The sequence below is a fragment of the Tellurirhabdus bombi genome (assembly GCF_021484805.1).
Lineage (GTDB): Bacteria > Bacteroidota > Bacteroidia > Cytophagales > Spirosomataceae > Tellurirhabdus > Tellurirhabdus bombi.
Genome location: NZ_CP090557.1, coordinates 4,261,638 through 4,285,009, shown reverse-complemented (window position 1 = coordinate 4,285,009; position 23,372 = coordinate 4,261,638). Strand labels below are relative to the sequence as shown.

The 23,372-nt window shown below is 51.9% G+C and carries 19 protein-coding genes and 1 tRNA gene; 12 read left to right on the top strand and 8 right to left on the bottom strand.

The genetic code is table 11. The features are described 5' to 3' along the window. The first annotated feature begins 2 nt into the window (after positions 1-2). The 8 genes from L0Y31_RS18110 to L0Y31_RS18075 all read left to right on the top strand — a co-directional run bounded on the left by L0Y31_RS18110 (position 3) and on the right by L0Y31_RS18075 (position 11,685). Entirely contained in the window at positions 3-2,264 is a 2,262-nt protein-coding gene (locus L0Y31_RS18110; protein WP_234734494.1) for a hypothetical protein, read from the top strand. A 26-nt stretch (positions 2,265-2,290) separates the two neighbouring features. Further along, positions 2,291-5,746 (top strand): hypothetical protein, encoded by a 3,456-nt coding sequence (locus L0Y31_RS18105; protein ID WP_234734493.1) that lies wholly within the window; start codon positions 2,291-2,293, stop codon positions 5,744-5,746. A 4-nt stretch (positions 5,747-5,750) separates the two neighbouring features. Then, positions 5,751-9,038 carry a hypothetical protein gene (locus L0Y31_RS18100; protein WP_234734492.1) on the top strand — a complete coding sequence of 1,096 codons (3,288 nt, stop codon included), beginning with the start codon at positions 5,751-5,753 and terminating at the stop codon, positions 9,036-9,038. Next, positions 9,038-9,511, top strand: coding sequence for a hypothetical protein (locus L0Y31_RS18095; protein ID WP_234734491.1), 474 nt, complete (start codon positions 9,038-9,040; stop codon positions 9,509-9,511). The genes L0Y31_RS18100 and L0Y31_RS18095 overlap by 1 nt, the downstream gene beginning before the upstream one ends. Positions 9,512-9,552: 41 nt before the next feature. Beyond that, positions 9,553-9,852, top strand: a complete 300-nt coding sequence (locus L0Y31_RS18090) for a hypothetical protein (protein WP_234734490.1) — start codon at positions 9,553-9,555, stop codon at positions 9,850-9,852. Further along, positions 9,849-10,274 (top strand): DUF5675 family protein, encoded by a 426-nt coding sequence (locus L0Y31_RS18085; protein ID WP_234734489.1) that lies wholly within the window; start codon positions 9,849-9,851, stop codon positions 10,272-10,274. Before L0Y31_RS18090 ends, L0Y31_RS18085 begins: the two co-directional genes overlap by 4 nt. An 81-nt stretch (positions 10,275-10,355) precedes the next feature. Beyond that, a complete protein-coding gene (locus tag L0Y31_RS18080; RefSeq protein ID WP_234734488.1) occupies positions 10,356-10,694 on the top strand; it encodes a hypothetical protein in 339 nt (112 codons plus the stop codon). Positions 10,695-11,286: 592 nt separating this feature from the next. After that, the gene (locus L0Y31_RS18075; RefSeq protein WP_234734487.1) at positions 11,287-11,685 is read left to right on the top strand and encodes a VanZ family protein; all 399 of its coding nucleotides are present in this window, start codon (positions 11,287-11,289) and stop codon (positions 11,683-11,685) included. 4 nt (positions 11,686-11,689) lie between these two features. On the opposite strand, the gene L0Y31_RS18070 is transcribed toward L0Y31_RS18075, so the two are convergent. The 5 genes from L0Y31_RS18070 to rpoN all read right to left on the bottom strand — a co-directional run bounded on the left by L0Y31_RS18070 (position 11,690) and on the right by rpoN (position 15,252). Continuing rightward, a complete protein-coding gene (locus L0Y31_RS18070) occupies positions 11,690-11,914 on the bottom strand; it encodes a hypothetical protein (RefSeq protein WP_234734486.1) in 225 nt (74 codons plus the stop codon). A gap of 93 nt (positions 11,915-12,007) precedes the next feature. After that, positions 12,008-12,081 (bottom strand) — tRNA-Arg (locus tag L0Y31_RS18065). A gap of 144 nt (positions 12,082-12,225) precedes the next feature. Beyond that, entirely contained in the window at positions 12,226-13,020 is a 795-nt protein-coding gene (locus L0Y31_RS18060) for an enoyl-CoA hydratase/isomerase family protein (RefSeq protein ID WP_234734485.1), read from the bottom strand. A gap of 11 nt (positions 13,021-13,031) precedes the next feature. Beyond that, the gene (locus tag L0Y31_RS18055) at positions 13,032-13,619 is read right to left on the bottom strand and encodes a hypothetical protein (protein WP_234734484.1); all 588 of its coding nucleotides are present in this window, start codon (positions 13,617-13,619) and stop codon (positions 13,032-13,034) included. Positions 13,620-13,797: 178 nt separating this feature from the next. Further along, on the bottom strand, positions 13,798-15,252 hold the full coding sequence (rpoN, locus tag L0Y31_RS18050; protein ID WP_234734483.1) for an RNA polymerase factor sigma-54: 1,455 nt from the start codon (positions 15,250-15,252) through the stop codon (positions 13,798-13,800). A 302-nt stretch (positions 15,253-15,554) separates the two neighbouring features. Here rpoN and asnS point away from each other — a divergent pair, with 302 nt between their 5' ends. The 3 genes from asnS to L0Y31_RS18035 all read left to right on the top strand — a co-directional run bounded on the left by asnS (position 15,555) and on the right by L0Y31_RS18035 (position 20,521). Further along, entirely contained in the window at positions 15,555-17,009 is a 1,455-nt protein-coding gene (gene asnS, locus L0Y31_RS18045) for an asparagine--tRNA ligase (RefSeq protein ID WP_234734482.1), read from the top strand. 96 nt (positions 17,010-17,105) lie between these two features. Then, positions 17,106-19,268 (top strand): DNA helicase RecQ, encoded by a 2,163-nt coding sequence (recQ, locus tag L0Y31_RS18040; RefSeq protein ID WP_234734481.1) that lies wholly within the window; start codon positions 17,106-17,108, stop codon positions 19,266-19,268. A gap of 149 nt (positions 19,269-19,417) precedes the next feature. Continuing rightward, the gene (locus L0Y31_RS18035) at positions 19,418-20,521 is read left to right on the top strand and encodes a lytic transglycosylase domain-containing protein (protein WP_234734480.1); all 1,104 of its coding nucleotides are present in this window, start codon (positions 19,418-19,420) and stop codon (positions 20,519-20,521) included. A 56-nt stretch (positions 20,522-20,577) separates the two neighbouring features. Here L0Y31_RS18035 and L0Y31_RS18030 read toward each other — a convergent pair whose 3' ends face one another. From L0Y31_RS18030 to L0Y31_RS18020, 3 genes are all read right to left on the bottom strand, one after another. Further along, positions 20,578-20,838 carry a hypothetical protein gene (locus L0Y31_RS18030; RefSeq protein WP_234734479.1) on the bottom strand — a complete coding sequence of 87 codons (261 nt, stop codon included), beginning with the start codon at positions 20,836-20,838 and terminating at the stop codon, positions 20,578-20,580. A 14-nt stretch (positions 20,839-20,852) separates the two neighbouring features. Next, a complete protein-coding gene (locus L0Y31_RS18025) occupies positions 20,853-21,155 on the bottom strand; it encodes a hypothetical protein (RefSeq protein ID WP_234734478.1) in 303 nt (100 codons plus the stop codon). 155 nt (positions 21,156-21,310) lie between these two features. After that, on the bottom strand, positions 21,311-22,432 hold the full coding sequence (locus L0Y31_RS18020; RefSeq protein WP_234734477.1) for an FG-GAP repeat domain-containing protein: 1,122 nt from the start codon (positions 22,430-22,432) through the stop codon (positions 21,311-21,313). A 145-nt stretch (positions 22,433-22,577) separates the two neighbouring features. Here L0Y31_RS18020 and L0Y31_RS18015 point away from each other — a divergent pair, with 145 nt between their 5' ends. Continuing rightward, positions 22,578-23,339: an oxygenase MpaB family protein gene (locus tag L0Y31_RS18015; protein ID WP_234734476.1), complete on the top strand. Its 762-nt coding sequence runs from the start codon at positions 22,578-22,580 to the stop codon at positions 23,337-23,339. Positions 23,340-23,372: the final 33 nt, after the last annotated feature.

Sequence of the window (23,372 nt, the reverse complement as noted above, 5' to 3'; positions counted from 1 at the left end):
CCATGGCTGAGCATTATATCCGAATCAAAAGTCCCGCTGGCCGCTACTACTGCGTGACCAAGCGCGGCATCAATCCCAGCAGTCAACCCGACCGCTGGATGTATTATCCCGAAGGGCTGGAATTTATCGACATCCTCACCGACCAGGACGGGGATCCATTTATGCCCGGGGCTTACTACGTGCAGCACCGCCGGGTACACCCCCGGGACGACGCCAACGACGACACCTACGGGCCGTTTCCGTTTCGGGCCAACCAGGTGGATGTTTCCGCTCCGCGTCTGGCTCCCTTGTTGTTGCCTCCCACGCACGGGTCGTACCTGCTCAACCAGCCCCTGCCGGAGGGTACCGTTGCTTTTTACGCGCTCTGTAAAAAGGAGACCGTGCTGCCCATTGCCCAAGAAGGGCGCTGGGTGCAGTATGGCCCCAATCCCCAACCCATCCGCTTTACCCTCGACCAGGACGGTGATCCGCTGCGGCTGGGGGATCAGTACAAGCTCTTCCGGGTTACCAACCAGGTCACGCTGGCCGATCTGGAAGAATCTGCGGTGGCTTTGGCGGCGCAGGACGGCCAACCCGAACCCGAACCGGAAGGAGGGTGGCTGGCGCATTGGCCCGCCTCCGACTATGAGCGGGAAGCGGAGTTTCTACTGACTAAGCAAGGCGGTGAACCTCAGCCGGGCGACGAGTGGCAAACGGAAGGGACGGATTATTTTCTGTTTTTTAAAGACCGCGACGGGGACAAGCTGGTGCGGGGGAACACCTATTACCAGTTTGCCCGTCCGGTTGGCACTAAGGTTTTTGATGCCTTTCTGGATGCGTTTAGCTTTATCTACGATCCCCTGCAACCGCCCACCGAAGGAGACACGCTGGACGACGTAGTAAACCGGGGCGCCGAAACGGACAAAGAAATCATTGTCGGCGGCCAGATTATCCGCAAGTTTGGCGACAGCCCGAACCTGCTGTTTCAGGAAGTCATCCAGAATAAGCTCCGCAACCGGCTCAGCGTGGGCGGAATGCCCAACAACCGCACCGACACGCGTTTTTACAACGAAATACTCGAAATCGGGATTTCCCAAATTCTGGATGCGGCCCAAACGGCGATCAATCAGATTACGGGCAAGCTTGGCATTACGGATTTGCCGCTCATGCCTGATGCGCCGAGTGTCTTAGTGGCCAAGTCCATGAACGGTCTTTTCCGCGTCGGCATGATGAGCGTCGAGGAGTTTGCCGCTCTGGTGGCTCCGCTGGTTGTGCCTAGTGAGGTATCGGATGTTCTTCAGGCCGATATTCTGGCGGTTGGTATTTCCTACCATCCTGTTGGGCCGCAAGGCAATCCAAGCAAAGAGGGCACCGTCTGGGTACGCACCCGGAATGGTATTCTCGGTGCCATGCTCTGGATCGAGGATCCAGCCGAAGGGGCTACGCAACCATTTGGCAGCGGTTGGCAGGCCAAAAAGTGGCTCCCCTTCGATTACGATACCGTACGGCAGTTTCCCAACGATCCGTGGAACGCGTTGCTGCGGGTGAATCCGATTGCATTAGGCGACATGAATGCCCTCCAACCGGGGCGTACCTACACGTTCATGCTCAAGATCTTGGGACAGAACAAGATTTTTGCCAAGGAGTTCACCATGCCCACGGCCTCTACCTCGGGCGTGCTGGTGATTGCCCAGCAAAACGGCGGCACTGATCCCGGTGGGCCGACTGATCCAACTAACCCAACGACGCCAATCATTGAGTTTATCGATGTGGCTACGGCGGGCGGACCGCCTTCAACGGCCTTTATGTTCGTTCGCCTGAAGATGAGCAATAGCTCCGACGTGCCCGAGTTAATGTACCTGCACCGGGGGGTTCCCGGAGATGACAATTATCCCGGTTGGCAATCGCCGTATATCCCCATGCTGCCCGTTACCAATACCTTGCCGCGCAACGTACTGGGCTATTCGGACGTGCTGACACAGGTGCCGGGTTATCCACAAGGGTACTACGTTCCCAAAGGGGCCAACTGGTTTTTGGCGTTCAAGGATGAAACCGATACGGAGTTTTTCTTTGGCTTTTGGCCCGCTACGATTTGGGTGAAGCTGGGCAATGCCGCGCCGATCCAATTCGACGTGCCACCCCGGGCGGATTTGAACAATACGGCGGACTTTATCCGTTACTACCCGGCTTCAACGAGCTACACCAATCATTACAACTCCCTCAACGACCCGCGCGGCATGGGGGGAAATTTAGGTGAGTTCGACGTAGACACAATCCCGCAGTAAGACAATAAAACCAACACCCCGTAACTATGCATCGTTTTATCAAGGTCCTTTCGCTTCTGCTCCTGCTGGTGTATCTGCCAGCAGAGGCGCAGTTTGTGCGGCTCAAACAGACGGTCTCGACCACGCCGCCCGGCGGCTACCAGGACGTGTATTACGTCAACTCCAAACTGGTCGGTACTACGGGCATCGATGCCCTGATGCCACCCAACCACAAGCTGCTCATTGCCCGAATTCGCACCTCCAACCCCGTGCAAACCGGCCAGAACGGTTTTCGCTTCGTGGATTGGGACGGCGGCTGGCGAACCAGCCAGATGTCCATTATCCGCCGGGATATGCTCATCCGGGATACCCGGCACCCGAATGTACCCATTACCGAAAAGACGCTGACGGGCAACGGCACGACGGGCGTGCTGCTTCCTTTATTTGAAAAGTGGTACCTGGAAGCCGAGGGCAACGTCAGTGTATTTCTCAAAAACGCGCCTCCCTTTACGGCGGCCGAGCTGGAAATCCAGAAGAATAAAATCTTCGGCGGTACCATCCCCGACGGGAAGGCTACCAAGGCAGACCTGGAAAATCGCGGCTGGAAGTTCACCGAAGCCCGGAGCCGCAACGAACGACCCTTGAGCAACACAAGGGAGATTTTCCAGATTCCCAACGGCTGGCAGTTCAAATACGAGATGATGAACGGGGCGGACTACCTGGGGCCCGTCATCTACGACGACCATCCGTCACCCACCTACGAACAGGGCCAACAGGCAGCGTCTCACTTCTCGAACCACAATTACCCCATCTGGGTGGATCAGATCAGCGAGGGCAACCCCGCCTCAACGTCCGTGCCCAACATCTCACCCGGTTATCTGGGCTTTGTGGCCAAGCTGAAGCAGCTTTACCCGAATCGCATGGTCACCCCGGGTTATGGGGAAAACGTGCAACTCGTACTCCCCAACGAAGGCCGCAACTACCTGCATGCAAATTACCAGCACTACTGGAACGGCAACCCCCGCAAAGACCCAAATGGGCAGGATGATCCCTTCTTTCAGCTTCGCTGGGGCATCACCTCGTTCCACCAGGCGGGCATCGATTTTCTGAACCAAATTTATCCCGATGACCCGGGCGATCCGGATTTTTTCATTCGCACCGCCCTTAAACTTGAAATCAAGCTCAAGCAGGACGCCACCCGCTACATTATTGGCTTTGGCTGGCCGTGGTTGGAAACGCCGGGTTCGGCCCGCTGGGATGCCACCGAGTACGATCTGAAAGCGACTAACGTTACCGTGCGCCGCATTGCCGGGGGCATTCCCGACCTGATTGGTCAGGAGTGGATTACTTTGCAGCATACGCTCAAAGGGAACGGGTTTCTCATGTGGGCCGATCATCACAACGCCATCGATGATCCCAATGCCATCAATCCGTCCGATGATCCGAGCCACTCCCAGATTATCCCCAAACCGGGTACCGGGGGCAACTTCTCCTACACGAACGGACCCGCCCGCCCGCGTTTTCCCTACATCGGCTATGACAGCTATTTTCATGGCTACCGGAAAGCGGTCAAGATTCTGGCGCACCTGGGTAATGACTATCCGATCTGGAGTCACGCCACGTATAGCATGCAGGGGCAAACCTTCAGCCCGCCCTCCAACGGCATGGGACTGGCGGCTTCGGCCTTTTATTGCCGTCCCATCGTGGAGGTGTATTCCAACCCCGCCAATGGGAAGCAGGCCGTTGTCGCCGTGGATTTCTTCTGTGATCCGTGGAACATAAAAACCATCACGGTCCAACTCGGCAACGGCAAGACCATCGACGTACCGCTGGAAGGCAATGCCATTTCGGCGGTTCTGGTTGGTGCCACCGCGAACGTGCCTCCGGCGACCACGCCGCCGGTAGTCACGCCGCCGACCTCACCGACAAGTTCGGTTAGCGGATATGTCCTGCCGGACATGGCCCTGACGTATTATTTGAATAACAACAACATTGCGGAGCACACCTCTGCGCTGGGTCAGTTCAAGGCAGCGGCTACCGATAACGGGGCGCATGCCGAGGTGAAAGTGGGAGCCGCACTCAGCCAGTTTTGGCCGGAGTGGGAGACCTCTCCCGGCGTGTGGAGTTCAGCCCGGGCGGCGCAGCTGACGGGCATTATGGATTGGGCGCAGTCGAATGGGCTCAAGATGGGCTTTAGACCGGTACCGCTCCGCAACAACCACGAGAAAACCGGCTTCTACACGGATGACCAGTGCCAGCGGACGTGGGACGGCAACCTCTCGGTTGGCCTTAACCGCTCAGTGCCACACTATGAGTATTCGGTGCAGGCCCTGCAACCGGGCGGACTAAGTGATCAAAATAACCCGGCCGTCAAACAGTACGCTTTCGTCAAGCACCTGGCCAGCCTGTATAAGCCTTACCACGCCAATGGAACGCTGACGTATGCTCTCATCGGCGGAGGCCAGAACGAAGAGGCACAGCTGGCGGGGGATTTGGGCCATTACATCGAAGAGAACGGGGAACGAATCTATTTTCCCATGTGGGGCGACTTTCACGAAGTCGTTCGTCAGGGGTATAACAATTATTACAATTTAGGCGGCGGGGCGCAGCTTCCCTCGGTCAACCGCGACAACACCTGGTACGTTTTAACGCAGGGGCAGAACCGGGGCTTCATGAATTACCGGGTGCAGACGCTGGGACATTACCTGCTCTTGCAGGCCGCAGCGGTTTACTCGGAAATGCCGGGCCTTCCGATCTTCCTCGACATTGGCCAGTGCATGGAAGGCGGCGGGCAGTACGTAGGCAGTTGGGACACCCCTGAGCTCCTTAAGATTGTACGCAACGGTTTGGCATCTCGGTTCCCCGGGGTAACCATTCGCGTTCACTTGAAGAAGAATCCCGCGCCGTCTTATAATATGGAATGGGATGGGGCTTTCGCGGCCGCGCACTCCCTTTCGGCCAACGACCCGGCGGCTCCCTCGGCAACGGAGCAGGACTATTATACCGCCTCGCAGGCCGGTTCGAATGGTCTGGTAGAAGGCAGCGAGAACGGCTATGCTATGGCCCAAAAAGCGGTGGCGGCTTGGAAGGGGGCGGGTGGGCAGCACATTACGTTCCTCGCCCAGTGTCAGGATCAGGATGGCGGGGCTTATCCGGGTGCAGCCTGGAATCTGGCCCTGGAAACGGCCCGGCAGTACGGGCGCATTCGGGGAGGTGAAACTAGAGCCAGTGGAGCGCCGACGCACACCTACACCTTTGATCCGAACGTCTACCAGAACAACAGTTCGGAGTTTAAAGGCAATCTGTACAACTGGTGGATCAGCAATGGAAAGCCCCGTTTCCGCTACATCAAGAACGATGCGGGCGAGTGGATGGCTTTGATCCTGCTGGCCGCCCTGACTTCGCGCCGAACCCGTAAAAATATACGTTCTCGCCAACCCATCCGGAAAACCGCCGGAGGGTTGGCCTCTCGTGTTTCAACTAAGCATACCAACCCCCGTTAACTATATGAAAAAGCTCTTAAGTATCTGGTTCTTTCTGTTTGCCTTCAGTCTGGGTGCCTTCGCCCAAACTGGCGAGAAGTACAATTACGTGTTTCCCATTGGCGACACGGCCAATATCTCCTACGAAAACACGCTGAGTAGCTGGCTCTCTGGCCAGCTCGTTATGCTCAAATTGGGCCAGATCAACACGCCTAATTTCACCGAACTGCCGAGCAGCTTGCAGCCGAGTCGGGTAGTCAATGGCCGCACCCAAACCTTTACCATCACGCCCTGGCAGTCCGCGCAGCTCGGTACGGGTGTGTATGCCTACCAGGCCTCCTACAACGGCCGAACCTTCGCCCAGGGCACGATCCGGTTCTCCTTTCAGAATGCGATTCTGAATAATTACCAGCTCCCCGTTACCATCAACAACGGTATTGTCAATGTGCCGGTGGTCATTACAACGGTCGGCATTGGGCCGAAGGGAGAGCGGGGACCGAAAGGGGACACGGGGACGATTACGACCGAACTGTCCGCGCTCCGGGATGAGGTACGGGCCGACCGGGTAACGGTTGTTAATTCCACCTCGGTAGCGACCGGGGCCGCTACCACATCGACCACCAAAGCGGGGGAGGCCGCTACCAGTGCAACCGGTGCCGCACAGAAAGCTGCTGAAGCGCAGGGGTACGCCACCAGTGCGGAGGTTGCGGCTTCAACAGCCACCACCAAAGCGGGTGAAGCCGCAACCTCTGCGACTAATGCAGCAGGATCAGCCAGTACTGCCGCCACCAAAGCCGGTGAAGCGGCTACCAGCGCCACCAGCGCCGCAAATTCGAGCAGTATAGCCACCAGTGCAGCCACCAGTTTGTCGGCCTCAGTCGAGCAGGTCACTGCCTCAAAAACCCAGACTCTAGGCGCATTTAATGCCATCACCCAGTTTGCCGCCAAGGGGCCAGTCGAGGTTCGGCTTATTGGTACCAGTATTCTGAATAACACCAACTCGGCAGGCAAGCACTTCTATGCCAGTCTGGTCAAACAGTTCGGTGATTCGGGAAACCGAACCATACATCTGGGCAGTACGGGCGGCTCATACGCTTCATTAGGCTGGGATTACCAGGTTTACGGTGGGCACGTTTTCTCCCGGCTGGCCAGTAAGGTCGGCTCTCAGGCGCTGAAATTCCAGTACTACATGAAGCGTTACGTGCTCCGCTACTCGAAAGAGGTAGGGGGCGGAACCTTCGAGGTGTGGGCGGACGGCGTGCTGAAGCAGACGGTTAACTGTGCTGGTACACAGGCCTACGGACAAGAGGTAACACTTACCTGGCCAAGTATTGGCATGCATACCATCGAGATTAAGAACATAGTCGGTACGGTGTATATCGAATCGCAGGATGCGTGCCAGGATAAGCCCGGCCTTCATCTGGTAGACGGTTCTTATGGAGGCTCAGCCATCAATAACTTTCTGACGCTAAAGGGTAAGGAATTAAATCCGGACGGTACGCCTAAACAGCTAGACGGTATTCCCATTATCGGCTGGAACGGCATCGACGCGGCATTCGGCTTTAATTCGGCCATTTTGCCCAAGCAGGTTTTTCTGCATCACGTTGTTAACGATGCGGGTCGGCAAGCTGACTTTTTCGATCTCTACTACAAACCCGGTATCGAATACATCGTTCGAAGATGCCAGGAGCTGAATATTCAGCTCATTATCATTGTGGAAATGGGCGGGCATATGTCTATGCCAGCAAGCCCTAGTTATTCGAATTTTCTCAAGCATCGCCAGTTGCTGCTCGATCAACGGGGAAAAACGAATGTGACGGTACTGGACGTACACGGCAAGTCAGGCCTATTGACCAGTAATCTGGTCGAGTTGGAGCGATTGCTACGGAAAAACTACACCGTTACTTCGCTCAACATCAATACGGGAGCCTTCACCGGTGATCTGATCCACCCCACCGAGGTGGGGAACGCCATCGAGGGAGAGATGCTCAACACCGAAACGGCCGTTGTTCCCTCCGGGCGGCAGGGCGATGCGTTCGAGGTATCCTTGCTCAACAACAAACCCCGGACCGCCCTGGTGACTAGCACGAAACTTTACGCCGAAAGCCAAATCGGACTCGTAGGCGTTCAGCGGACGCTCAAAAATACAATCGGAGCCCTGAATACGTACCGAAATATTGGGGTCTCAACTTTGGCCGCCACGGGTGAAAATGAAGCGGTTTGGGCATCGAGCGAAGAAGTTAATTATCTGCCCGAGCCGAATAACCAGATTGCTGCCGCCGCTACGTCGGACACGTACGGACCGTATGCATCTTTTCTCTTCAATAACTTCGGCGGGAATATCAGCAACGCCGCGGGCAACCCCGTTCGGTTCGTCATAACCCTGGTGCTGGGGAAAGGTACCGCCTCGGTACGGATTAATACCAACTCGAACAGCGCCGTCTTCAACCAGTACGTCAAGGACGAATTATTCACGCCAATACACCCCGTCACGAGCGGCTTTTCGGTGAAAAATGAGTCAGACACGCCCATGATTGCTCACTTTACGGTCGAGGCAGTCGGCGGAGCCTACCCGCTGATTACCCTTTCGGCAACCAGGTTGTACGGCTTCTACATGACCCCAACGGATTTTGCTTGTATCCCAGGACGATCCCTGGATAAGCTCCGGGACATGATACCGAGCGCGACGGTTACCGGGGAAGTACCAGTTGAGAAAGTCAACCTTGGCCAGCGGTACGTGGAGAGCGTCAATGGCAAGCTCGTCAAGTCGGTTGCGATTGGAAAGGAAATCTATAAACCCTTACAGGCGGGCTTTTTCGGGATGTACCGGCTTCAGAATACGACTGAAGTCGATATTCGGGAGTTTTCAATCGTGGGTACGGTGGTGAACAACAACTATTCGGAGAAGTACAATTCGAATGTCACCACGGTCAATTCGAACCAGGCTTACGCGCAGGCGGCGGGAAATTTCGACGGTACCTACGCGGGTAAGACCTACACGCTGGTCGGGGCGATTCCTGGGGAGGCCACGGGCATAAGTGTGCAGCTATTCGGAAACGCGACGTACCTGGGCCTACGGGCGGACGGGAGCTGGGTAAACGATGGGGGCAACCACGGCACCGCACCGGACGTATTGGCCAATACGCGCCACTACCGAGGGCGGACGATAGCCATTACCTTTCAGATGCCTTCTGAGGCATTGTTCGGGACTGGTGTTAGTCGAACACTCCGAATCTTTTACAAAACGGGTGGCGGTGACCACGCTTGGCTGGACTGGGTGCTCTGCGAAGGATCGAAAGCGACGGTACTATAATGCGAAGGATCACTCACGGGCTCCTGCTGCTGATTCTAGTAGCAGGAGTCTCCTGCAAGCCTTACGAGCGCCTGGTTCGCAAGTATGGCAAAGAGGTCACCGACACCCTCCGCGTGACCGTCCGCGACACGATCCGAATTGAGAAAGATTCGGTTGTCCTGGCTTACCGCAACGATGCCGCCCCGTTCACCCGCACTGTCAAGCAGGGGCGGGCTACGCTCACGATCACCAAGCGCCAGGCCGAAACGACCGCCGAGGCCGAGTGCCAGGGAGACACGATTTACATCAACAAAACCGTCGAGGTGCCGGTAAAAACCACCTACATCGGCGTAGATCCGGGGCTGCTCAGATCCGCCGAACGCAAGGCACAAAGCTGGATGTATTCCACTATTGCCCTGGCGGCGGTCGTGGTGCTCATGGCCATTGCGTTTCTGTTCTCCCGGTTCTTCCGAATTAGTGTTACCCGCAAATAATCGCAACCATCGCTTCGGCGATCCATTTAAAACCACCGTATATGAAAAAGTTAATCGCATTCTTTCACACTGTTATTATTCGCCTCAAAACCGAAAGCCCGTCGTTTTTCAAAAAGCTCTCCCGTGTTCTCATCGCCTTGTTTTTGGCTTCGGAGGTAGCCTATCCGGCGCTTCTGGAATATGCCGCTACGCTTACCGAGCGCAACATCACCATGCCGCCCTACATTGATGCCATCATCAAGGCCGTGGGTTTTATGGCTGCCGGTGCCGCCCTGGCCTCCAAACTAACTGTCGCTTTCGGGGCCGTTTCTGAAAAGCACAAAGACACAATCGGCCAATGAACCTGAAACTGCCCCGCGAAGTCGAACCCAGTGCAACACTGGGTCGGCTTTGGGTGGATGGCGTCTTTGAATGCCACACCCTGGAAGACGTCAGCCGAGGCCTGCGTCAAACCATGCCCCTGTCGGAAATCAAAGAGCTAAAGGTGTACGGCAAAACAGCTATTCCGCTAGGCACCTACCAGGTAGCGCTCACCTATTCGAACCGCTTCAAACGAATCCTTCCACTTCTGATCGATGTGCCGGGGTTTTCCGGAGTTCGGATTCATCCGGGCAACACGGTCGAGGATACTGAGGGCTGCATCCTGGTTGGTACCGGGCGGAGCGGTAACAGCATCACCGAAAGCCGGAAAGCATTCGCCGCTTTAATGAAGAAACTAACGGCCGTCTCTGGAAAGGAAAAGATTTACATCACCATATGCTAGGTGCCCTTTTTGCCTCCGCGCTGGCGTTGCTGGTTGGTGCAGGCCTGGGATGGGTAGCCGAGCGATTAACTCACCGTACAAATGAACAAATACACCGACCAGATTCTGGTGGCCATGGTGATTCAGACGATTCTTTTTGTGGCTGGCCTGGTCTGGTCCCGAACCATTGGCAAAGACACCAAAGCCGCCGAAAAGCAGGAAGAGGCTTTCCGTGCCCGAGTGGACAGCCTGGAACAAAAGCAACGTAACATGGAGGGCGAAATTGCCGAACTAAAGTTTCGTCAGTCCACTACTGAAGAGCTATTCAAGAAAGACATTCACCAGATCCGCGACCGCATGCAAACGGGCTTTCTGGGCTTAAACGAAAAGTTTGATGATCTGAAAGAATGGATGAGGGAGATGCTTCACAAAAATCAGTAAAGTCTTAATTTTGCTGATCAATTCTTTACTAAGTAAACAGTACTTAAATCCCGCCTGGCGTTGCTGGCGGGATTTTTTATATGTTCAGCAAAAACGTACTTTAGCGGCTGAAGATTATTTAACTACATGAGAATGAAAAGCCTGGCTGCCTTGCGGTCGGGCTTTTTTTTGTTTAAGTAACCAGTTTGTATCAAACTGTAACAATCATAAGAATTTGTGAGCTTAAAGAAAGAACATGATTGCGCGGTCAAGCTTCTCACCTGCAAGTGGATATATTTGAATGCTTCCGCATAAAAATATTAACGTTCATGAAAATCTTAGCCGTTATTTTTAATATTCTTACTCTTTCCCGAAGGTTTACTACTAAAAAGTCATGCCCATATTGCGGCGAACAGTTCTCGGTAGACCGTATCCCCCGGAATTCTTTGATAAAGAATGCTTTATTCTTTGTCCCAAATCGATTGTACCGTTGTAATGCCTGTTGGAAGGCCTATATTAAAATTGGGGAGAGCTAGTTTCTTTGAAGCTAATCCGCAAAGCAGTTAGGTCTTTCCTTGAATCGCCTTTATTCTAACACTCTATTTATTGGTCGATGCGCCTACTCATCATTTTATTATCCTTGCTGAGTATTTTTCTAGTGTTTTATTTGAGCTGGATACCAGATTCCAGGATGGGCCATTTATGGTTTCTTCCAAAATGGTTAGCAAATTGGGCCGATGCCGAAGATAATTTGGATCTTAGAACGGGGGTTCCATTTGTGGTTTTGGGCTTGTTGGTTGGGTTGTGGCTAGAAGCTTCTCGGGTAACAAGGTACGGGTGGGGGATTGCCTGCATAAGTTTAATGGGCCTTGTTATTCTGGCTGAAGTTGGTCAGCTAGCTATCGCTGGTCGAAATTTTAGCTGGATGGATGTAATGTGGGGATGCCTTGGGGCCATCGTGGGTCTAACCCTGAGCCTGGTCTTTAAAGTCACAAAGCTTATTAAAGCGTAGTGATTCAGCTCGCAATGTCATTGCGCACGAGTTGTATATACAGCACTTCGTCGATCGTCAACTCTTTGATGATACCGCCTTTGATAAGAACCCGGATTGCCTCACTCACTTCGCTTTCTGGGTGGCCGCGATCATAGAGTTCATCTTTGTCCAGTGGAGCAGGTTGCTTTGCCTTCAGTTCGGCGATTACAAAGTCGTAGGCGTTCATAAAGTGTAGCAGTAAACCCAATCAGACTCGCCCAAACTTTACGATCTGGGCGAGTCTATGGGCGAGCTAAAAGAAAAAAGCCTTTAACATTTCTGCTAAAGGCTTGATTTTCAGTGCACTCGTAGGGATTCGAACCCCAAACCTCCTGATCCGTAGTCAGGTGCTCTATCCAATTGAGCTACGAATGCGTGTCCCGTGTTGGGAATGCAAAAGTAGTGATTGCCTTTTAAAATCCAAATAGCTGCGCAAGGAAAAATGGCCTTGAAGTACTAAAAAAGGCGGAATGTGCCTTAAAATAAACAAGTTGTACGCTGAAATTTTTTTGAAAAAAATTACTTGCCCCTAAAAATAGGCTTGCGTTTGGCCAAAAAAGCCATAATTCCTTCAGCCGTGTCCGCCAACGTTCCCAAGTAATCCTGATTGGTAGCTTCGCACTCCAACTGCTGCTCTAGATCCGAATGAAAGGATTGATTCAAAGCGTCCTTCATGGCGGCGATGGCTTTCGTGGGAGCTGCGGCATAATAATCCACAAGCTCATCAACAGCTTTGTCTAATTCCGAGGCCGGGACCGCCCGATTTACCAACCCCAGCTGCTGCGCCTCCGGTCCATACACGCGGCGGCCTGTACTGCACAATTCAAAGGCTTTTTGCGTGCCAACGAGTCGGGGAAGAAAGAAGGTGGAGCCAGCATCAGGCATCAAACCAATCTGAACGAATAGCAACGAAAAATACGCTTCGTCGGTAGCGATGATGGCATCACAGGCCAGCGCCAGGGAGCAGCCAGCTCCCGCAACTACACCGTTGAGGCGGCAAACCACGGGTTTAGGCAGGCTTCGAATGGCACGAATCATCGGATGATAGCCATTGCGTAGGGCTTCCCCAAGGGCTAAGCCAGCACCCGATTGGGCCGCACTAAATCCTTCTTTCAGATCAGCCCCCGAACAAAACGCTTTGTCGCCCGTAGCCGTTAGCACCACTACGCGTACCGCTTCATCGTCCCGGGCAGCTTCCATCGCCCGGGTAATTTCCTGAATCAAAGCCGGACTGAGTGCGTGATGCACTTGCGGGCGGTTGAGCGTTATCCGGCAAATACTACCCGATACCTCATACAGTAAGTTGTCATACATAAGAAACAGGCTTAAATGAACCAGATTACCGCCGTTAGACTAATAGCAAGCCCCAGACCGAAACCTGCTCCAATTTGTGATGGTGTATGTGCATTCAGGTGCAGGCGGGCCGAAGCCAAGAGACCGGCCAGCATAATCAAAGCCAATAAGGGTAGAAAAAGTACTTCCTCGCTGGACTTAATAGCAATGCCGGTCAGTGCACCGATCATACCACTAATGCCAACACTATGGGCGCTGATCTTCCAATATAAACTAATAAGAGCAACTAAAGCAACAGAAACAGTAACACTGCCGAGAACAATGCCGATTTGCGGCGCTAATTCAGAAAGTTGCTCCAGTCGATAGCTAAACATGACCGTGGAGACAGCATACATGATAGCCGTGACAAAATAAGGCAGACGCCGGTCGCGCAATTCTTCCATGTGCAGACTCTCAACAAAGCCCAAACGGTGTAAAAAGACGATCAGCAGAGCCGGAACCAAAAATGTTGTAATCGCGATGAGCAATAGCAAACTCAGTCGGAGGCGAAAGACAGACGTGCCAAGACCCAACGCACCCGGCGTTAAAAAAAGCAGCAAACCAAACAGTAGAGTTGGCATTAGCAGCGGGTGGAAGACGACGGATAAGATACGAGCAAGCGTAGTATTCAACGAAAAGCGTAATTAACTGCGGCAGACCGCAATGAAAAATGAACAGTAATCCAATTCAGAACGCAAATGTACGCAAAGCCAATCTGACATTTTTACCTGTTATTGGATTACTGCTCCGTCAATTTAGTTAAAGCTCTTTGCGAAGGCGGGCCACCGGAATATTAAGCTGTTCCCGGTATTTAGCGACGGTTCGCCGGGCAATGTTATACCCACGCTCATTCAGAATTTTTTCGAGTTTATCGTCCGAGAGCGGCGACTCTTTCGATTCATTGTCAATCAGTTCTTTCAGGATATTTTTCACCTCCCGGCTGCTGACGTCTTCACCCGATTCGGTGGCAATCCCTTCCGAGAAAAAGTATTTTAGCGGGTAAATGCCAAATTCTGTCTGCACCGATTTGCTGTTGGCTACCCGCGAGACCGTCGAAACGTCCATGTTAATGAGGTTGGCAATGTCCTTCAGAATCATGGGGCGCAACTTGGTTTCGTCGCCCGTCAGGAAAAAGTCATACTGAAACTTGATGATGGCATTCATCGTCTTCAACAAGGTCGTCTGCCGTTGCTTGATGGCATCGATAAACCACTTGGCCGAATCGAGTTTTTGCTTGACGAAAGACACGGTTTCCCGCAGGGATTTGCTGGCTTTATTGCTTTTTTCGTAGGTGTCCAGCATTTCGGCAAACGAGCGGCTAATGCGCAATTCCGGCGCGTTTTTTGAGTTTAGCGACAGCTCCAGCTTTCCATTGTTACTAACTAGAATAAAGTCTGGAAGCAGGTATTGAACCGTGCCGCCTTCGCTTTCTACGGAACCTGGCTTCGGATTAAGTTTTACAATCAACTGAATAACCTTCTTGAGCCGTTCCTCGCTGATATTCAGTCGTTTTTGGATTTTATCAAAGTGTTTTTTGGAGAATTCGTCAAAAAAGTCCTCGATAATTCGGATGGCCAGGCGTGCATTGGGTTCGTTGTGTTCCAGACGTTGTAACTGAAGAACGAGGCACTCCTGGAGCGTGCGGGCGGCAATGCCCGGAGGGTCAAAGGTTTGGATGAGTTTCAGGATTTCTTCCAACTCATCGACATCCGTGAAAATATTGTGGGAAAAAGCCAGGTCATTGACAATCGCCTGCATGGACCGACGGATATACCCATCGCTCTCAATGCTACCAATCAATTGAATACCAATCAGGTGTTGTTCTTCGGTAAGGTCCAGATAACCAAATTGTTGCAATAAAGAGTCGGTCAGCGTTGATTGGGTAGCCAGGGGCATTTCGCGCTCTTCTTCAGCGTAGTTGCCATCGCCCTGCATTTTATAACCCGAATAGTCGTCCTCGTTCAGATAACTGCCCAGATCAATGTCGTCGTTGCGCTCCTTGAAATTATCATCATTGTAGTCATCGTTGAATGGATCTTCCGCATTAGGCTCATCGTAATCGTCCATCCCTTCTTCCAGAGCCGGATTGATTTCCAACTCTTCTTCTATGCGCGTGTCGAGCTCTGCCGTCGGTATTTGCAGGAGTTTAATAAACTGGATCTGCTGCGGCGACAGCTTTTGCTGTAACGTTTGATTAAGACTAAGTTTTTGCATCGGTAAGCTAAAAAACAAGAACTACACCATGCGGGGACTTTGGTCACAAAGGAGGAAAGTCTCTGCACAAATACCAGACCAATTATACAAATTTTTATTGGTATTGGTGGATAAAACAAGCAAAGCCCGGTTTTATTATCTTGCAAAGCAGGAAGTTAAATGCAAAATATTGAGCGTAGGGTTTTTGAGTCAAATGAGTTTTCGGTGCGTAAGGGCCTATCAGATTTAGAAACGAATACCTACCTTTGCGGCTCATCTGTTCGTGTCGGTTAGTAACCAGGAAATAGTTTACTGAATATTATATGAGCCTTACACCCATTAAACAACTGCTTCAATCCGCGGAAATCGGCCAGACCGTGACGGTGAAGGGTTGGGTACGTACAAAGCGGGAAAGTAAAAATGCCATTTTTATTGCCATCAATGATGGGTCAACCATTCATACCATCCAGGCCGTAACCGAACCGGGACGCTTCAGCGAAGACGTGATCCGGCTGGTAACAACGGGGGCCTGCGTGGCAATTACGGGAACCATGGTGGAATCGCAGGGCTCGGGTCAAAGAGTCGAAGTGCAGGCAACGGATATTCACGTCTATGGCCCGGCTGATCCGGATAAATACCCACTGCAACCCAAAAAACATTCGCTGGAGTTTCTGCGCGAAATCGCCCACCTGCGCCCGCGTACCAATACATTCAGTGCCGTGCTTCGGATTCGGCACGCGTTGGCCTTTGCGGTACATAAGTACTTCAACGACAACGGCTTTTACTACCTCCATACGCCCATCATTACGGCCTCCGACGCCGAAGGAGCCGGGGAGATGTTTCGGGTTACGACACTCGATCTGAACAACTTACCGCGTACGGAAGAAGGCGCCATCGATTATAAGCAGGATTTCTTCGGTCGTGAGGCCAACCTAACCGTATCGGGCCAGTTAGAAGGCGAGCTTGGCGCGTTGGCCTTGTCAAAAATCTATACCTTCGGACCTACTTTCCGGGCGGAAAACTCGAACACCACCCGCCACCTGGCCGAATTCTGGATGATTGAGCCGGAAATGGCTTTTTACGAGCTGGAAGATAACATGAATCTGGCCGAGGATTTTCTGAAATACCTGGTCGGTTATGCGCTCGAAAACTGCATTGATGACCTGAAATTCCTGGAAAGCCGCCTGATCGACGAGGAAAAAGCAAAGCCCCAGGCCGAACGCAGCCCCATGCCGCTGCTGGAAAAACTGCGGTTCGTGCATGAAAATGAGTTTGAGCGCGTAACGTATACTGAAGCCATTGATATTCTGCTCAAGTCGAAGCCGCATAAAGAAAAGAAATTCCAGTATCCGGTAGGGTGGGGCGTTGATTTGCAGTCGGAGCACGAGCGGTTCCTGGTTGAAAAGCACTTCAAAAAACCCGTTATCCTGACGAATTACCCGCGCGAAATCAAGTCGTTTTACATGAAGCAGGATGAAGATTCGTCGGCGGCTCCGGGTCCAACCGTTCGCGCGATGGACGTGTTGTTCCCTGGCATTGGCGAAATCATTGGTGGTTCGCAGCGGGAGGATAATTACGAAAAACTACTGGCCCGGGTGCATGAAGTAGGCATCGATCCGGCCAACATCTGGTGGTTCCTGGAAACCCGCCAGTTTGGTTCTGCACCGCACTCTGGCTTTGGTTTAGGCTTCGAGCGCCTTATCTTGTTTGTGACCGGAATGGGGAATATTCGTGATGTAATTCCTTTCCCACGGACACCGAAAAGCGCGGATTTTTAACAGAAATTCGTTAACTTTGATCAAAGAAATCCCGCTATCTGCCGACTCCGATAGCGGGATTTTGCGTCTAAGAAAAATAGACTAAACTGAAATTGTATGCTGACGCCCCCGAGCTTGCTATCCCTGGTTGAAGAACCGCATGCTGGTCAACCCCTGGATCTACTAAAACAATATTATGGTTACGATCGCTTTCGGCCCATGCAGGAAGCCATTGTGCAATCCATTCTGGCGGGTAGAGATACGTTGGTCTTGATGCCGACGGGGGGTGGCAAATCAGTCTGTTTTCAGATTCCGGCACTGATCAAACAGGGCGTTTGTGTGGTTGTGTCGCCTCTAATTGCCCTGATGAAGGACCAGGTGGAGGCCTTGTTGCTGAACGGAATTCCGGCGGCTTACCTCAACAGCACCCAGACCTCGGGCGAGCAGCGCCAGATTGAACAGGACGTAACGGCCGGGCGATTGAAACTGCTGTATGTTTCGCCCGAAAAAATGCAGAGCGAGTCGTTTTATATTTTTTTAAAATCCATTCGCATTAGCCTGTTTGCAATCGATGAAGCGCACTGTATTTCGTCCTGGGGGCACGATTTTCGTCCGGAATACCAACAGCTAAACATTTTGAAAACGCACTTTCCGGCGGTTCCGGTTGTGGCGTTGACGGCAACGGCAGATAAACTGACTCGGCAGGATATCATTAGTCAACTCAATCTGAATGATCCAGCGGTATTTATTGCCTCGTTTAACCGCCCTAACCTGAGTCTGAATGTGTTGCCGGGAATCAAGCGTGTTCAGCAAATTATCCGTCTAGTCGATCAGCGTCCCGATCAATCAGGCATCATCTACTGCCAGAGTCGTCGCTCAACCGAATCGTTAGCGGCCAAACTGGAAGAAAAGGGCTATTCGGTGGCTTACTACCACGCGGGCATGGAAGCTGGTCGGCGGGCGAAGGTGCAGGAGGAATTTGTGCGGGATAACATCAAAATCATGTGTGCAACCATCGCGTTTGGGATGGGCATCGACAAGTCGAACGTGCGTTGGGTGATGCATTACAACATGCCCAAAAATCTGGAGAGCTTTTACCAGGAAATTGGCCGGGCGGGGCGGGACGGGCTGAAGGCGGATACCTACCTGTTTTACAGCTTTGCCGACATGATGATGTGGAAAGACATGCTGTCTGAGAATGCCCCCGCCAACCTGGGTGTGCAGCTGGCCAAACTGGAGCGGATGCAGCAATACTCCGAGGCAAACTGCTGTCGGCGGCAGATTTTGCTAAGCTATTTCTCGGAAGAGCTGGGTGACCCTTGCGGCAACTGCGATGTTTGTCAGAATCCGCGGGTAATGTTTGACGGGACTATTCTGGCCCAAAAAGCGCTTTCAGCCGCCATACGCCTGCAAGAGAAAGTGCCCATGAATACGCTCATTGATGTGTTGCGCGGCTCACGAAGCCAGAGCGTTATGCAGCATAATTATCACCTGATTAAAACCTACGGAGCGGGCAGCGACCTGAAATTTGAAGAGTGGCGGAACTACATCCAGCAACTGATCAATATTGGGGTAATTGAAATTGCGTATGACAACCACTATGCGTTGCGCCGGGGTATTTTGGCCGATTCCGTTTTGTTTCAGAACCGCCGAATTGATCTGGTGAAACCCGAAGAAGCGGAGCAGGCGAAGGCGGAGAAGAAGCCTAAAACGAAAACCGAAGCGGTGCGGGATGAATTACTCGACCGGCTCAAGGCGCTTCGCAAACAATTGGCCGACGAACAAAATGTTCCGCCATATGTTATTTTCACGGATTCAACCCTGGAGGATATGGCTCGTCTGCGTCCCGCCAACGCCGGCGACTTCCGCAACGTAAGCGGGGTAGGGGACCGGAAATTAGCTTTGTTTGGAAAATCATTCATGGGGGTTATTACAAATTTTCTGGCTTCTCAGGCGCGTGGAGGCACTAATTTGAAGGGTGCTACGTATTTGCTTACCTTGGAATTGTACCAACAGGGGTATACTTTGGAAGAGATTGCACACGATCGTAATTTATCAAACGGGACAATTGCTTCTCATTTTGCCATGTTATACCAGCAGGGTTACGACATCGATTTGGAGTCGCTGGTGAGTATGACTGAGCGCCTAGATATCGAACGCGCTATTGCTCGTATCGGTATTGAAAACAATCAATTAAAGCCTGTTTATGATTATTTACAAGGAAGGTATGATTACGCCAAAATTCGAATTGTGGCGGCCCTGAGCGGCAATTCAGATTAAAAGTATATCGGATAACTTGGCTAGACCGTTCAATAGTTTATTTTCATGTGTTTTTTGTAAATAGCAGGCAATCAACTATATTCGTAGAGTTAACCAATTGCCAAATGCCCTACGTCATTGATTAGACGTGCGCAAATGCTACGAACACATTGATAAAAGAAGTTAGTTTATCTCTCTTGTTGTCGGCCGCCAAAATGGGCGAAGCAACCCCACTCGTTAACCTGGATTCTATTCAGGAAATGCCTCTGCCCAGCGATCCTGTACTGCTGGCTGTACCCGGAAAATCAATTGCTCCCGTTTTGCAACCGGTTCAGTTTTGTGGGGAAGATGTCCCCCTGCACGAGGCTTCAGTTACCCGCCGCTGGATTAATGTACTACTAAAACAGTCGGCTGAACGGGAGTATATGTTTATGCTCCGTAAGCGAGCATCCCGGTTTTTTCCAATTATTGAGCCAATTATGGCTAAGTTTGGAATCCCGCGCGATTTTAAGTATTTGCCCCTGGTCGAAAGTGCTTTTACCTCGACGGCCGTCTCCCACAAAGGGGCCGCAGGCTATTGGCAGCTGATGCCTGAAACGGCACGCCAGATGGGTTTACGGGTAAATTCAAAAGTGGATGAGCGAAATGACATCCAGAAATCGACTGTAGCAGCCTGCCGTTATTTGAAGGAGCTACACAAACAATTTGGCTCCTGGACGCTGGTTGCCGCCGCGTATAACAGCGGTTCAACGCACCTGAGCCACCGCATGGAACGCCAGGGTGGTCAGCGCAATTATTACTCGCTTCGGCTGCACCCCGAAACACGGATGTATCTGTACCGTGTGCTGGCGTATAAAGAGTTGATGACTCGCCCCCGAATTTACAAAGACCTGCTTCAGCCGGAAGTGCTGGCTTACCTCACTTTCCCAATTCCGCGCGAGGCAAAACGGAGCGGTCCTAAATTGTTGCCGCTTAATCCGCCACCAGCAGATACCAGCAATGATATAAAGCCAGATCCAACCTGGGGGCCACGTACGCGCAATTTGCTGGATGAAGTGCTGGCGCAGATTGAAGAGCTGCACATAAGCGGCACCACGAATTCAATGCCGCAGTCTGACTCAATGGTAACATCGCCCTTTCAAGCATCGACGCCTTTTGCCGGTGCTGGACTGATGGGTCTGCGCGTCCTGCGTTTCCGCCGTTCTAAACTGTATCAGGTTTATCTGGCAGTTAAACGAAAAATTACCCCACTTTTTGGCTGGGACTGGGTATAAGTCCGTTAAAGCCTATAGTAAAAGAGCCAATCCTAGTAAGGGTTGGCTCTTTTTAGTTAAGCATCTGATTCTCCACCGGAATCTTCAACCGTTAAGCTGCTATCATCCTCATCTTCTTCCGTATCAAAGTCCTCGTCGTCGGCGGCTACCTGTTGCTCAAACTGCGTTTCCGGATCCGGGAGCATGGCATTTGGGCTCATGCGTTGTACCTGCGAGTCGCCAATTTGTGAACCAGCCTCTTCAGTTCGTGCCATGGTTGAAACGACACCCTGGTTTTCATCTTCGCCGGGCTTATATTCTTGGTCTAATGATTCCATACCTGTTTGCTACTTTATAAACCACTACTTCTGGCTACGTTACCACCCAAACTATAATTATCGTCCTGATGGTGATCGTGTTCGCCCGTAGGAGAGCCATCTTCGTCCACCGGCTCATCATCAGCGTGTTCCGGCCTATCTACTATTTCGTCCCCATCTTCGATGGCGGCACCACTCTGATCTTTAACAATCATTGGGTCCATTCGACCAACTCGGGAGCCAACAAGCTCAGTATCGTCTTTCGCAGAATCATTTGCCGGAATATCGCCGCGATGCTGATCTTCGCCGGGGCGTAAAGGAAGTTGTTGCGATTTCATAACTTTAGTGGCTTTTCAAGAATTAACTGGATAAATCAGTAAAGGTTTGTTTTACTGCTTTTTAAACAAGGCCAGCCATCCGGTTACAAGGCAATTAATTACTTTTAACGACGCAGCTACTTAAGGCAGAAAGTTGGTTGATTCAAGGCGGTAACTTACTCATTAAAAAAGATTTCCAGCCCGTCTTTCCCCGCAACGACAATGTCCAGTCGTCCCGTTTTCCGCAAATCAGCCAGCGCAAAGTAGATACCTGTCCCTTTGCCAGCACCCGGAGGGCCATAGGAAATGGTGTGTTTCGTGAATTTCTGGCCATCCCAGGTGAAGTAATACAGGCCAACGTCATCATAGGCCCCGTTATCGTTATCATTGTGCGCCCGGAAGCGTTTACCCGTAATTAAATCTGGCTTTTTGTCGCCGTTGAGGTCGGCCCACTCCATCACGTGATACTGAGAAGCTTTGTCGTCAATAATGTGTTTTTTCCAGCCGCGCTTGCCTTGTTCGGCGGTTTGTTCATACCAATGCAGGCCGTACCCGTGTCCCTGTCCCACGATCAGGTCATTTTTGCGGTCGCCGTTGACATCAACGACCAGAATAGGTACGCTGGCCGTTCCTAATTCAAATTCGTTGTGCAGTTTCCACGTGTTGTTGCCTTCGTTTTCAAGCCACCCGTTACTGACAATAAAATCGCCCTTGCCGTCGCCATTGACGTCGCCAAAACCAAGTCCGTGATCCTGGGTAGGCGCTACCTGAACTTGCTGAAAGCTAGCGTCTTTTCCTAGCTTAAAATATTTTAACGGATGCTTAGGGTTATTGGGGACGATTTCGACAACGCCATCGCCGTCAACGTCCCAGGCACGGGTCGTTTCGACATTGCCCACTTTGGCTATCTCGTGGATCGGCCAGAGTTTTTCTTTGCCAGGACCGGGATTTTCGAGCCAGCGCAGTGTGGCGCTCCACCAGCCTCCGGTGACCACATCGACATGACCGTCCCCATTTACATCCAGTGGGATGGTCGAAAAGTCGTCGTAATACTGGTCGTGTCGTTTCTGATTGCCGATCAGGTGGCGCTTGCGGAATAACGTTTTGGGGTCGGTTGTGTTTTCGTACCAGAAATCGCCGGAAACAATATCCAGCAAACCGTCTTTGTTGACATCGATCAGCCCCACCGATTCGTAGCTTTCGGCAGCTACAAAATAGCGGCGGAATCGGGGTTCTTTCGGAGGGGTAGAGGCAAACAGCAGGCAGGCTAAGCCAAGGGTTAGGAATACGCGTTTCATCGTGGGCTTTATTTAATTTACTAAAGAAATGCAAGCTGTTTTACTAACTATATCCGGGCAAAATTGATTGTTTTGCCGCAGTGAACCAGGCACCCATTTGCCCCTTTTTACGTTATTAAAAGGACAAAGTATTCTTTTTTCCTGTATGCAAAATTTCGTTAGTGACGATTCGATTGTGCGCAAAGTGTGGGGCGATGCCGACGTGATTTTACTGATTTTTGCGGGTGGTGCCGCCGAGTTTGCCCTGAACCGGGAGGTCGATTGGCTCTTTTTTACCGGAAAGTTACCCGCTGATCCTATCGGGCGTTTGTTTTCCACAGTTCGCTATGCCCAGGATATTGTTTTTCAAAGCGCGGATAAAGCTGCTAAGGCCGTGGGGCGGATGCATGCCATTCACGGTGGGGTGGAACAAAGTCGGGGCCGCCAGATACCGGCGCATGCTTACCGCGATGTACTTTACATGCTCATCGATTATTCGGTTCGGGCCTACGAATTGCTGCACCGCGAGCTGACTATGGCCGAAAAAGAAGAGATTTTTACGACGTTCCGGCAGGTAGGAACAGGAATGCATATTCCAGATTTGCCAACTACCTACGCGAGTTGGCTGCCCGACCGACAACGGCATCTGGAACAAAACCTGGTTTTCAGTGAATACACCAAAAAGCTGTTTCAGCGCTACCGCGAAGAGCTGGGTGACTGGCGCTATAATCTTCTATTACAGGCGCAATCGCTGTTGGTGCCAGAGCAAGTATCGAGTCGCCTTTCATTACCGGAAAAGCCGCTGCTGGCTTCTACTTTGTGGTTATACGGCGTATTAAACACCTTGAAATTACGGTCGCTGATGCAGCGGATTTTGCTGCCGCCCAAATATTTGATGCAGGTCCGTGGCCTGGATAAAGCGGCTTAAAGCCATTTGTTTGTATGTTTGGGGAAAACCAGA